A 12,983-nucleotide genomic window follows, 5' to 3' on the forward strand; every position below is an offset into this window, starting at 1 on the left:
GTTTAGCCAGTGAACAAGGGAGAAAAATGGAGGAATTATGAAACACTGTCGGGATTCGTCTGAATGCTGACGCGGCTTTGCGAGGCGTTACGCAACAATCGGTGGTGAAGATAGCGAATACGCAATTGTGCGATAGAGTGCTGACAAGGCAAAAAGGAGGAAAGTCAGAGATTTCAGCAGGACGCTGGAACGGGAAAGCCCCTCCCGAGGAAGGGGCCAAAATAAGGAAAGGGTTATGATGAAGCAGGTCATCATACTGGTGATACTCTTAGTCATTAGCTTCGCGGCTTACTAAGACACCAGGGGGAGGGGAAACCCTCCCTAACCCTCACTCCTGAAAATAAGCCACAGCAAGGATGATGTCAATACGCACACTTTTCAGCATGCGAGCGGCTTAGCGGAAAACAACGTCAGCCCAGCGGGCCAGTCCGGCGGTGACAGAACCGAAGTCATCGCCACCCGCGATAGGGATCCCGGGAAGCTGCTGGGCGAGGGCTTTTTTAATCAGCGGCGAACGCGCGCTGCCGCCGGTCAGATAAATCACGTCCGGTTTTTCCTGTGCGTTGTCCAGCGCCAGCTGGACCTGCTCCAGAATACGCGCCAGGGGCTGATTGAGCGCAGCTTCCAGTCCGTGTTGATTGATATCGGTTGCCAGCGTGTCGCTGATAAACGGTATCGCCGCCGTTACAATGGTCTGGTCGGAAAGTGCGATTTTGCTCTCTTCTGCACTGCGCACCAGGCGATAGCTCAGACGCTCGCGCCAGACTTTAAGCAGCAGAGCGACTTTATCAGCTTCTCTTGCGTCGCGGACAAGATCGTTGAGCAATCTACCGTTGGCGCTGCTGTAGAAATCACTTTGCGCGGGAACGTCGTTGATTGCGACCGCGTTCCACCAGGGGAGAATCGGTAAGGCGATACCTTTTTCAGTCTCACCGCCCATACCCAGCAGCGGCATCAGGTGTTTAAACGCCAGCGCGATATCCAGATCGTTCCCGCCTACGCGGCAGCCACTGTGTCCCAGCAGGCTGTTTTCGCGATCGGCGCGCTGATGCCATTGCGGCCCCATCAGCAGCAGTGAACAGTCGGTCGTACCCCCGCCGATATCCACCACCAACACGCGTTTTTCTTCCTGCAGCGTCGCTTCGTAATCCAGTCCCGCCGCTACCGGCTCGTACTGGAAGACGACATCCTGAAAACCGGCGCGTTTGGCCGCACGTTCAAGAATACCCTGCGCCTGGGTGTTGGCGTCATCGCCACCTAATCCCTGGAAGTTGATGGGCCGACCAATCACGGCCTGAGTGATAGCTTCCGGCAGCTGGCTTTGCGCCTGGTTGCGAATGTGCAGCATCATTGCACAGACCAGATCTTCAAACAGCGCAACCTGCTGCGGCTTCAGACCGCTGGCACCCAAAAATGATTTTGGTGATTTAACGAAGTACACCTCTTCCGGGTCTTCAATATACTGACCCAGCGATGCCAGACCGAACTGCACGCTGTTCGCGTTAACGTCGATGTCTTCTTCGCGGTTGTAGCGCATCGCACGGCGAAGCAGCGCCTGCGTTTCATCGTCCGTAGTTGGGATGTCATGATGGCGATACAGCCACTCGCTAACCGCTTCGCGCGTTGGTGCGCACAGCATTGAGGGTAGCAGCGTGCTGTTATTTTCCATTTTGAGCAGGTGAGGCTGCCCATCACGCATAACGGCCACTGAACAGTTTGCCGTACCGTAGTCAAAACCAATAAACACCGTAAAAATCCCCATGCCAGTGAAGAAGGGGCGTGACTTTAACGAATAGTTGACGCCCCGACAACTGGAATATGAAAGCAAGGCGTACTGATTGAATACCGTTTATGCTTTAGGTTTGCGAAAAAGGAAAACTAAATGTTCACGCTGAGCTGGCAACCGCCTTATGACTGGCCCTGGATGCTGGGATTTCTTGCCGCCCGTGCGGTTGAAGGTGTCGAAACCGTAGAGGAACTGAGCTATGTCAGAAGCCTGTCCGTAGGGGAGCATCGTGGTCTGGTGCGCGTTGTCCCGGATCTGCACGCCAACGTGCTACACGTGACATTGAGCACAGGGTTACAGCCGGTAGCTTCCGAGTGCCTGGCAAAAATAACGCGCTTGTTCGATCTTGGCTGTTGCCCGCAGCAAATTATCGGCGCGCTGGGTAGCCTCGGTGCGGCGCGTCCGGGACTGCGCCTGCCGGGATGTGTCGATGCGTTTGAGCAAGGGGTGCGGGCGATTTTAGGGCAGTTAGTCAGCGTATTGATGGCCGCGAAACTGACGGCGAAAGTGGCGCACGCTTACGGGGAAGCGCTGGAGGATGCGCCCGAGTATGTGTGTTTTCCTACGCCGGAAGCGCTTGCCAATGCCGATCCACTGCACCTGAAAGCGTTAGGAATGCCGCTCAAACGCGCTGAAGCGTTGATTCACCTGGCTCATGCAACCCTTGAAGGAACGCTCGCGACAACAGCCCCTGCCGATATCGAACAAGGCGTTAAGCAGCTACAAACGTTTCCCGGGATAGGGCGCTGGACCGCCAACTATTTCGCGCTACGTGGTTGGCAGGCGAAGGACGTTTTTCTTCCGGATGATTATCTGATTAAACAGCGTTTTCCCGGCATGACACCGGCCCAGATCCGACGGTATGCAGAGCGCTGGAAACCCTGGCGCTCCTATGCGCTGTTACATATTTGGTATACGGATGGCTGGCAACCGTCAGTTGATGGCGAAATTACTGGTATTCAGTAACAGGTCCAGCGGTTGGGCATCGGCAATAATATCGCCATAAATCATATCAACACCGATGCCAGAAAGCGTATCCATGATGAGTGGCAACTGCACCGGACCGGCGATAGTTTTTATGTCCAGGCGCTGGGCATGACCCTGGATAATGGACACCCACATTTCGTCGATCAGGTTGCCGGGAGCGCTGGCACTTAGCTCGCTGTCGAGCAACAGGTAATCGACAATGCGATATTTCAGGTTGTCAAAGAGCTCTAAATCGCGACCAACCTGACTTAATACAATTCGACAACCGTACTGACGCAGTCGATGCAGGGCGGATATAGCCTGCGTTGGGTTGGTTTTGAAGACGCTTGCCGGAATGGTCAGATGCAGCAATCGCGGCGGTAGTGGACTGCGTTGCAAGTGCTCCAGCAACTCATCGATAAGTTCTGTGTTGAGCAGGCCGACGGCGGAAAGGGGCAGGGCAATACTGAGGCCCTTACTGGCTACTGCTTGGGCAGAGTTCTGGAAGAACTCGCTAAATACCCGACGGTCAAGCGCCTTGCTTAACACGGGATCGACCAGCCCGGCGCGGAAGGCTTGCTCCTCAATGACTTCGCCCTCAGCGGTGCCTAAGCGAAGCGAGAGAAGCCAGAAGCTAAACGTCTCCGGTATACGCGGGGAAGCCACACCTCTGGCGATCATCAGCATTGGGTTGTGCATAATGGTGTGTCTTTGTTCATCCAATGTCAGTTGACTACGCGCGGCATGGGCCTGGCTTTGCTGAGGTTCATAGACACAGACTCGCCCACGGCCGCTGTTTTTCGCCGCGTAGCAGGCGATATCGGCCTGAGACATCACATCGGTCGCGACATGGTTTTTCTCATCAATGAGCGTAATCCCCGCACTGGCGCCAATGCGGTGTAACCGGCCCTCCCACATAAAGTGGTAATCGTTGATGGCGCTGATGATGCGACCTGAGATAAAGCGGGCGCTTTCGATATTACAATCCGGTAGCAACAGACCAAACTCGTCGCCGCCCAGGCGTGCCAGCATATCGCTGGATCGCAACATGCTGAGCATAAGTGCAGAGAGTTCACGCAGCAGAGCATCGCCGGCGGCATGACCCGCGCTGTCGTTCACCGCTTTAAAACGATCCAAATCGATAAAAACCAGTACATGGCTCTGGTGCGTGTCGTGTACCGAATGCAGCAATTGTTTTAGATGGTTTTCGAAGCTGACCCGGTTTGCCAACTGGGTCAGGTCATCATGCGAGGCGCTGTAGCTAAGCTGGCGGAGCATCTTCCGCGACTCTGTGACGTCCTGAATAACCAACACCGAGCCAATGCTGCCGCCGTCGAGGGTGCTGAGGGGCGTGATGCTGTACTGAATGTCATAACTGTTGCCGTTACGACAATGCAGAACCACTTCCTGTTCGATTGCCGTACGTGACATGTCAGCACTGTAGATATTTTCCATCAGCGGACCGTTCTCGCCAAAAGTAATATGTAGTACCGTCAATAGCGGAATGCCGATGGCACTGTCCTGCTGCCAGCCGCTCATTTTCTCAGCAACCGGATTCATAAAGGTCACGTTCATATCGACATCAATACAAATCACCGCTTCGCCGATTGAATCCAGCGTAATGTGAAGGCGCTCTTTTTCCTGAAACAGCGCTTCGTTAAGCTGCTTGACTTCGGTCATATCCATATTGATACCAAGTAAGCGTTCAACTTCACCGTCTTTATTCAGTACCCGGTTGGCCAACGAGCGGATATGGCGTATGCCATCTTTTACCGCGATACGAAACTCAAGCTTAAACGGAGCCCGTGCGGCCAGTGAATCACGAATCACATTTTCGGCGTACTCACGATCTTCGGGTACCACGCACTCATACCAGACTTGCCAACTGGGCTTGATATGCGCAGGAACTTCGTAGAGATCGAACATCCGTTTATCCCAGCTGATCACGTCAGGCTGGAGTTCCCATTCCCAGATCCCAATCCCCCCGGCTTCATTGGCGAGGGTAATGCGCTCCATCAACCGTTTGTTAATCCACTCGGTATGCTTCAGGTCGTTAATGTCCTCAACCTGCGCGATAAAATAGAGTGGGGTATTGTCGCTATGACGCACCAACGAAACGGCCAGCAACGCCCAGACGACGTCGCCCGAACGGGTGTAATAGCGTTTTTCCATGGAGTAGCTGTTGATTTCCCCGCGCGCCAGCATATCTAACTGCTCGAGATCATTATTCAGATCTTCCGGCCAGGTTAATTGCTGGAAGGTTAGCGAACGTAGCTCATCCTGGCTGTAGCCCAGAAACTGGCACAGCGCTTTATTCGCCTGGAGCCATTGCCCCTCGGTCCCCACTAGCGCCATACCAATCGCGGAATATTCCATGGCATTGCGAAAGCGCGATTCGCTTTCAGAGATATGTTTGCGTTCGGCCCGAAACGCGTACATCACCATCGTCATCATATTGGCCGGCAGCAGGATCATCAAAAACGGCAGCCAAGGCAGGCTGGTCGTCAAGTTGGGTTTTGGGATGTAGAGCAGCGAAGGGTCGGCGGCCAACATCATCGAGACCATCATCACGGTGCTGAGGAAAATTAAAAATGCCTCCATTCGCGGCAGACGAACAGCGCTCCACATCAACAGGACGATAACGCAGGTAAAAGGCCATGGAAGATACATCATGGACAGCCAACTGAGCGTCAAGGTCACCAGAAGTGTGATGACGGTTTCAAGCAGTAACCGTGGGTCGCGGTGGCGGAGCAGATAATGGGGCTTAAACAGCAAACCTAACGGCACCAGCGCCAGCGCGCCGATGGACTCTGACAGCACCCAAATAAGAAAGGTATTTAACGAGGTTTCCTTTGGCAGCAATAACCACAGTAGCAAGCCGCCCAACACGGGAGGAACCACGGCGCTGCCAAAAGCCAGGCGCGCCCAGTCGTTGAGATTTTGTAAGGGATTGTACCAGGGCAGCAGTTTACGCAATAGCATTGCGCCAACGACAGCCTCAATAATGTTGATAGCAGTATAGGTGAAGCTAAGCGATTCACCGGGGAAGAAGAGTAAGGACGCACCGATATTACCAAATGAACAAGCCAGCGCAATTCCCGGCCACATCTTTCCCGCATGACGGTAAAAAGCCACCATCATGATTGACGTTGGGAACCAAAGCGGCGCCAGTTGTGCGCCGAAACGTGACAGTTCCAGCGAGAATAGCGTAAAAATGAAAGCCACCAGACCTAAACTGGCCAGGCGCAGTAGAGGATGGGGTAAGGTAACTAAAACATGTTGGGATTGTTTACTCATTACCACTCTACCCAAATAGCCGTTGTCGCCCAGCAGAGATGCCGGACGCATCACATTTAATCTGGGATTATGCTAGTACAAACAATTTACAATTTATACGCCAGCTGCTCATAAATTAACACTCTCAAGCTATTAATTCCTAAGGCAGGTGAATAAATATAGCGGCTGTTCTAAATCTGACCATTTTAATTTGCGACAGGGACAGCATTGGTGCAGCCTGGGGTGGCATCGCGCCTCTGAAATCCCTATAATTGCCGCGTTTGGCGTTTCGGCGCCGCCCTTCCTTACATCCAGGTTAATCAGGTCGCTAAATTTATGACTGATCAGTCCCATCAGTGCGTCATTATCGGCATTGCCGGCGCATCGGCTTCCGGCAAGAGCCTTATTGCCAGTACTCTTTATCGCGAATTGCGTGAACAAGTCGGTGACGAACATATTGGCGTTATTCCCGAAGACAGCTATTACAAAGATCAAAGCCATCTGTCGATGGAAGAACGCGTAAAAACCAACTACGACCATCCGAACGCGATGGATCACAGCCTGCTGTTTCAACATCTGCAAACGCTGAAACGCGGCTCTGCCATTGAGCTGCCGGTTTATAGCTATGTTGAGCACACGCGTACGCAAGACACTATTCATATCGAACCGAAGAAAGTCATTATCCTGGAAGGCATTTTGCTGCTGACGGATGCGCGTTTGCGCGATGAGATGAACTTTTCTATTTTTGTTGATACGCCGCTGGATATTTGTCTGATGCGCCGTATCAAGCGGGATGTGAATGAACGTGGTCGTTCAATGGATTCGGTGATGGCGCAATACCAGAAAACCGTCCGTCCAATGTTCCTGCAATTTATTGAGCCTTCAAAGCAATACGCCGACATCATTGTGCCGCGCGGGGGTAAAAACCGCATCGCCATCGATATTCTGAAGGCTAAAATCAGTCAGTTCTTTGAATAAGTTCAGCGAATTGTGTACCGTTCAGTGATAACCTGGTTCACCCTTAACGCACCTGGCATTAAGGGTTTGAAGCACGAAAGGAGAAAGTGCCATGCGTTTATGTGACCGAGATATTGAAGCCTGGTTGGATGAAGGTCGCCTGTCGATCACTCCACGCCCTCCTGTCGAGCGAATCAATGGCGCCACGGTAGATGTGCGTCTTGGCAACAAATTCCGTACGTTCCGCGGTCATACGGCGGCGTATATCGATTTGAGCGGACCGAAAGATGAAGTCAGCGCCGCGCTGGATCGCGTGATGAGTGATGAAATCGTCCTCAAGGACGGCGAGGCATTCTTCTTGCATCCGGGTGAGCTTGCGCTGGCGGTAACATTCGAATCCGTGACGCTGCCTTCCGATCTCGTCGGTTGGTTAGATGGCCGTTCATCTCTGGCGCGTCTGGGACTGATGGTACACGTCACCGCACACCGTATCGATCCGGGCTGGTCTGGCTGTATCGTACTGGAGTTTTACAACTCCGGAAAATTACCCCTGGCTCTGCGTCCGGGCATGCCGATTGGCGCGTTAAGTTTCGAACCGCTTTCCGGTCCGGCAGCGCGACCATACAACCGTCGTCAGGATGCGAAGTATCGCGACCAGCAGGGCGCCGTTGCCAGCCGGATCGATAAAGACTGAGTGTTTATCAGTCCATTGGGGATAGCATGAGACGATTTCTGACGACGCTGATGATTCTTCTGGTCGTGCTGGTGGCCGGCTTTTCTGCGTTAGTACTGTTGGTGAATCCGAATGATTTCCGCGCGTATATGGTCAAGCAGGTTGCCGCACGTAGCGGGTATCAGCTGCAGTTGGATGGCCCCCTGCGTTGGCACGTATGGCCGCAACTGAGTATCCTCTCAGGGCGAGTGGTGTTAACAGCTGAAGGCGCCAGCGAGCCTCTGGTTCGTGCCGACAATATGCGTCTCGACGTCGCGTTGTGGCCGCTGTTGAGCCACCAGCTCAGCGTGAAGCAGGTGATGCTCAAAGGCGCAGTGATTCAACTGACCCCGCAAACTGAGGCGGTGCGCGGTAAAGATGCGCCCGTTGCCCCAAAAGACAATATGTTGCCCGATCTGGCGGAAGACAAAGGATGGTCGTTTGATATCGCCCGTTTGCGCGTTGCCGACAGTGTTCTGGTATTCCAGCATGAAGACGATGAACAAGTTACCGTTCGTGATATTCGTCTGGAGATGGAACAAGATAGCCAGCACCGCGGCACGTTTGATTTTTCCGGGCGTGTGAACCGCGATCAGCGCGATCTCGCATTATCCTTTAACGGTACGGTCGATGCCTCCGATTATCCGCACAACTTATCTGCGAATATCGAGCAGTTAAGCTGGCAATTGCAGGGGGCCGATTTGCCGCCGCAGGGGATCAACGGTCAGGGACATCTTCAGGCGCAATGGCTGGAAGAGAAAAAACAGCTTTCGTTTAGCCAGATAAATTTGACCGCCAATGACTCTTCGTTCTCCGGGCAAGCGCACGTATCCTTGTTGGAAAAACCGGAATGGGCCGTCGACCTAAAATTTGGTCAGCTCAATCTGGATAACCTGCTCGTACAACATGACGCAGCGGCGACAGCAAAAGGTGACGTTCAGCAAGGTCAGAGTCAGTCAACGCTGGCGCGCCCCGTCATTGCTTCCCAGGTTGATGCCGTTTCGTATCAAGGACTCAAGGGTTTTTCGGCAGATATCGCTTTGCAGGCTGACAAAGTGCTGTGGCGGAAAATGGCGTTTGAGAATGTTTCGGCAAAAATAGACAACCAGTTCGGCTTACTGAACATTGCGCAGTTGCAGGGAAAAAGTGATGGCGGGCTGATCTCACTGCCCGGCACGCTGGATGCCAGAAAGGGAGAACCGCGAGCGGTCTTTCATCCGCGCCTGGAAGGTGTGGAAATTGGCACTATTTTGAAGGCCTTTGATTACCCCATCGCACTCACCGGCAAGCTGTCGCTGGCGGGAGATTTTTCCGGCTCAGATATTGATGCCCAGGCGTTTCGCCATAGCTGGCAAGGGCAGGCCCATGTCGAAATGAACGATACGCGAATGGAAGGGATGAACTTCCAGCAGATGATTCAACAGGCTGTAGAACGCAGCGGTGGGGATGTTAAATCTCAGCAAAACCTCGATAACGTGACCCGGTTGGATCATTTTGTAACCGATATGACGCTGGATAACGGAGAGGTGACGCTGGATAACATGGCAGGCGAGTCCGCGATGTTGGCGCTAACCGGCAAAGGAACGTTAGATCTGGTGAAGCAGAATTGCGACACGCTGTTTAACATTCGCGTGCTGGGCGGTTGGGATGGCGAAAGTAAGTTAATTAGTTTCCTGAAGGCCACCCCGGTTCCTCTCAGGGTCTATGGCCAGTGGCAATCACTGAACTACAGTCTGCAAGTTGATCAGCTTTTGCGTAAGCATCTGCAGGATGAAGCAAAACGTCGTCTGAATGACTGGGCAGATCGCAATAAAGATTCCCGCAACGGCAAAGATGTTAAAAAGTTGCTGGATAAGCTCTGATTCATATTGCCGGATGGTGGCTAATGCCCCATCCGGCTCGTGACTTACACCTCGTAATCCATCTCTTCTTCACCGTGTAGCGGTATCAGCTGGACCTTTTGCACGCGATGATTTTCCACCTGCAGGGTTTTCAGTCGGTAGTCGCCAACCTGAACTTCCTCCCCGGTTTTTGGGATACGCTGCAAATACTCCATTAACAGTCCGGCAATGGTGTGATACTCACGCTTATCGTCTAACGGGATAGGCACGTACTGCACCAGGTCTTCCAGTGGCATATGTCCGTTAGCGGTCCACGAACCATCGGCGTTTTTCTGAATATCATGGCGGGCGTCGATTTCCTCTACCTCGTTTGGCAGATTGCCGGCGATGGTTTCCATCACATCACTCAGCGTCACAATCCCTTCGACGGAACCAAATTCATCGGCTACAAACGCGAAGTGCGTGCGGGCATTACGGAACTGCTCAAGCGCCGGAAGCAGCGGCAAGGTCTCCGGGAACACCAGCGGCTGGCGAATCAATACACGCAGGTCGAGCGGTTCGCCGCGCAGAGACTGTTGCAGCAAATCGATGACATGCACCACGCCCAGCAGTTCCTCCTGCTCGTCTTCGCCAGTGACCACCAGACGCGTATGCTGGTTTTTTTCCAGTAAGGCGCGGATTTCTGCTTCGGGCGCATTGAGGTCGATATGTTCAATATCGTGGCGCGAGGTCATGATACTGCTGACGGTACGCTGATTGAAGTTCAGCACACGTTCAATCATCCGCCGCTCCTGAGGCGCAAAAATCTGACCTTCATGATGATCCGCCAGCATCGCCGCGGTTTCGGCATCCAGTTCGGCATCTTCCTTTTGCCCGCTCAGCAGCCGCATTACCGCCTCGGCGGTGCGCTGGCGCAGAGTATGGTTGGCTGAGAGGAAGCGACGACGGTTAAAGATAGCCAACTGGTTCAATGCTTCGATCATGACCGAGAAGCCGATGGCCGCGTACAGGTAACCTTTCGGGATATGGAAACCAAACCCTTCGGCCACCAGACTGAAACCAATCATCAGCAGGAAGCTCAGACACAGAATAACAATAGTTGGATGGCTGTTAACAAAGCGCGTCAGCGACTTGCTGGCCAGCAACATCAGGCTGATGGCAATAATGACTGCCGCCATCATCACCGCCAGGTGATCGACCATGCCAACAGCGGTAATGACGGAATCCAGAGAGAAGATGGCGTCCAGCACCACGATCTGCGCGACCACACCCCAGAACTTAGCGCCTTTACGCTGGGTGGGGTTATCGCTGTCTTTCCCTTCCAGCCGTTCGTTGAGCTCCATAGTGGCTTTAAACAGTAGGAAGAAACCACCGAACAGCATGATCAGATCGCGGGCGCTGAAGCTGAGATCGCGAATGCTGAACAGCGGCGTGGTCAGCGTTACCAGCCAGGATATTGATGCCAGCAGCAGCAGGCGCATAACCATTGCCAGCAGTAGCCCTGTAATACGCGCCTTATCCCGCTGGGCAGGAGGTAGTTTCTCCGCGAGGATGGCAATAAAAACAAGATTATCAATGCCAAGAACAAGTTCGATCACGATTAACGTGACCAGTCCGGCCCAGATTGACGGATCGGCAATCCATTCCATAGTAAATGCTATACCCATAGTTGTATGACAATTGTCACAATTCGATCATGGGTAAAACTGGCGAAAAATGCAATGGCGAGAAGGGATTTCTCTGTCGGTTATATCAGAACTGATGCAGGATAATAGCCTTAATGTAACTACAGGAAATGATTTTATTAATCTAAATATATTTAGGAAATATCGCAGGTGGAATATTTCTATATCAATATTGTCAATATCAATAAAATCCTAAAAATATATAAATCCGACGCTTAATATTAATCTTAAAAGCCAGGTATCGGCGGTTTGCTATCTTGCCTGATATTCGCATAGCTGCAACAATTCTTGCGGTAATAATCAAAAGATAAATATTTCCTCATCAATCAGTGGCGCCATTCCCGATGCGTTAACGCTGTAAATGTGATGAAAATAAAGGAGAAGATAAAAATTTAAATTAATCAGTGCATTGGTAGCTAGTGAAGCCAGGGGCGGTAGCGTGTCTGGTCGCCTGAAACAAGCCTAAATTATTCTGTCAAGAGACCGCAGATGAATTCATTTTTTTTAGGACTGATGCCAGTTAAATTCCATTTCAATTGACGGCAAGGTAAATACGTACAGGCGAAGTCGCTATTTAGATTGCATGTGATAAATACTCTGCCAAAGTGATAAATAATCAATGATGAAATCCAAACTTAAATTGATGCCAGTATTGGTATCGGTAATCTTGATAAACGGTTGTACCGTGCTTCCGGGCAGCAATATGTCTACGATGGGCAAAGATGTGATTAAACAGCAGGACGCTGATTTTGATATCGATCGCATGGTGAATGTTTATCCACTCACGCCACGGCTGGTCGAACAATTACGTCCTCGACCAAATGTTGCACAGCCTAATATGTCGCTGGACCAGGAGATTTCCGGATATCAGTACCGGGTAGGCCCGGGGGATGTCCTGAATGTGACCGTCTGGGACCATCCTGAACTCACCACGCCAGCCGGGCAGTACCGTAGCTCAAGCGATACCGGCAACTGGGTGCAGCCTGATGGCACCATGTTTTACCCCTACATCGGCAAAGTCAGCGTGGTAGGAAAAACGTTGGCAGAGATTCGTAGTGATATTACCGGGCGCTTAGCGAAGTACATTGCTGACCCGCAGGTGGACGTTAATATCGCCGCTTTCCGCTCGCAGAAGGCTTATGTCTCCGGGCAGGTAAACAAATCCGGCCAGCAGGCCATTACCAACGTGCCGCTTACCGTTCTCGATGCCATCAACGCCGCTGGCGGTCTTACCGAGGCGGCAGACTGGCGCAACGTTGTACTGACTCATAAAGGGCAAGAGCAACGCATTTCACTGCAAGCGCTGATGCAAAATGGCGACCTGAGCCAGAACCGTCTGCTCTATCCTGGCGACATTCTGTTTGTGCCGCGTAATGACGATTTGAAAGTCTTTGTGATGGGCGAAGTGAAAAAACAGAGCACCCTCAAAATGGACTTCAGCGGCATGACGCTTACCGAAGCGCTGGGCAATGCCGAAGGTATCGACCTGACCACCTCCAATGCCAGCGGCATTTTCGTTATTCGACCATTGAAAGGCGAGGGCGGGAACAACGGCAAGATCGCCAATATCTATCAGCTTGATATGTCCGATGCGACGTCGCTGGTGATGGCAACATCATTCCGACTCCAGCCATACGATGTGGTGTACGTCACTACCGCGCCGGTTGCTCGCTGGAACCGTTTGATCAATCAGTTGCTGCCGACTATTAGCGGTGTTCGCTATATGACGGACACGGCCAGCGACCTTCACAACTGGTAAT

Annotated in this window: 9 protein-coding genes; 6 read left to right on the forward strand and 3 right to left on the reverse strand. The window is 52.4% G+C overall.

Annotated features, from left to right (window positions below):
• Nucleotides 1-235 precede the first annotated feature (235 nt).
• Nucleotides 236-295, forward strand: coding sequence for a type I toxin-antitoxin system Ibs family toxin (locus tag LY264_RS09105; RefSeq protein ID WP_100280300.1), 60 nt, complete (start codon nucleotides 236-238; stop codon nucleotides 293-295).
• Nucleotides 296-394: 99 nt separating this feature from the next.
• Here the strand turns inward: LY264_RS09105 and yegD are convergent, their stop codons facing one another.
• Complete coding sequence (yegD, locus tag LY264_RS09110) at nucleotides 395-1,747, reverse strand: molecular chaperone (protein ID WP_032943940.1); 1,353 nt, start codon at nucleotides 1,745-1,747, stop codon at nucleotides 395-397.
• A 135-nt stretch (nucleotides 1,748-1,882) separates the two neighbouring features.
• Here yegD and alkA point away from each other — a divergent pair, with 135 nt between their 5' ends.
• The gene (gene alkA, locus LY264_RS09115; RefSeq protein WP_048224459.1) at nucleotides 1,883-2,752 is read left to right on the forward strand and encodes a DNA-3-methyladenine glycosylase 2; all 870 of its coding nucleotides are present in this window, start codon (nucleotides 1,883-1,885) and stop codon (nucleotides 2,750-2,752) included.
• Here the strand turns inward: alkA and LY264_RS09120 are convergent.
• On the reverse strand, nucleotides 2,720-6,049 hold the full coding sequence (locus LY264_RS09120; protein WP_048225802.1) for a diguanylate cyclase: 3,330 nt from the start codon (nucleotides 6,047-6,049) through the stop codon (nucleotides 2,720-2,722). The genes alkA and LY264_RS09120 overlap by 33 nt on opposite strands.
• A gap of 315 nt (nucleotides 6,050-6,364) precedes the next feature.
• On the opposite strand from LY264_RS09120, the gene udk reads away from it, so the two are divergent.
• The 3 genes from udk (at nucleotide 6,365) to asmA (ending at nucleotide 9,559) form a co-directional block, all read left to right on the forward strand.
• The gene (gene udk, locus LY264_RS09125) at nucleotides 6,365-7,006 is read left to right on the forward strand and encodes a uridine kinase (protein WP_003036776.1); all 642 of its coding nucleotides are present in this window, start codon (nucleotides 6,365-6,367) and stop codon (nucleotides 7,004-7,006) included.
• A gap of 91 nt (nucleotides 7,007-7,097) precedes the next feature.
• The gene (dcd, locus tag LY264_RS09130) at nucleotides 7,098-7,679 is read left to right on the forward strand and encodes a dCTP deaminase (RefSeq protein ID WP_003834269.1); all 582 of its coding nucleotides are present in this window, start codon (nucleotides 7,098-7,100) and stop codon (nucleotides 7,677-7,679) included.
• A 26-nt stretch (nucleotides 7,680-7,705) separates the two neighbouring features.
• On the forward strand, nucleotides 7,706-9,559 hold the full coding sequence (asmA, locus tag LY264_RS09135) for an outer membrane assembly protein AsmA (protein WP_048215954.1): 1,854 nt from the start codon (nucleotides 7,706-7,708) through the stop codon (nucleotides 9,557-9,559).
• A 44-nt stretch (nucleotides 9,560-9,603) separates the two neighbouring features.
• On the opposite strand, the gene LY264_RS09140 is transcribed toward asmA, so the two are convergent.
• Nucleotides 9,604-11,187, reverse strand: coding sequence for a TerC family protein (locus LY264_RS09140; protein WP_032941964.1), 1,584 nt, complete (start codon nucleotides 11,185-11,187; stop codon nucleotides 9,604-9,606).
• Between the two features lie 655 nt (nucleotides 11,188-11,842).
• On the opposite strand from LY264_RS09140, the gene LY264_RS09145 reads away from it, so the two are divergent.
• A complete protein-coding gene (locus LY264_RS09145) occupies nucleotides 11,843-12,982 on the forward strand; it encodes a polysaccharide export protein (protein WP_003834266.1) in 1,140 nt (379 codons plus the stop codon).
• Nucleotide 12,983: the final 1 nt, after the last annotated feature.

Origin of the sequence: Citrobacter portucalensis (assembly GCF_023374935.1) — a bacterium.
Lineage (GTDB): Bacteria > Pseudomonadota > Gammaproteobacteria > Enterobacterales > Enterobacteriaceae > Citrobacter > Citrobacter portucalensis.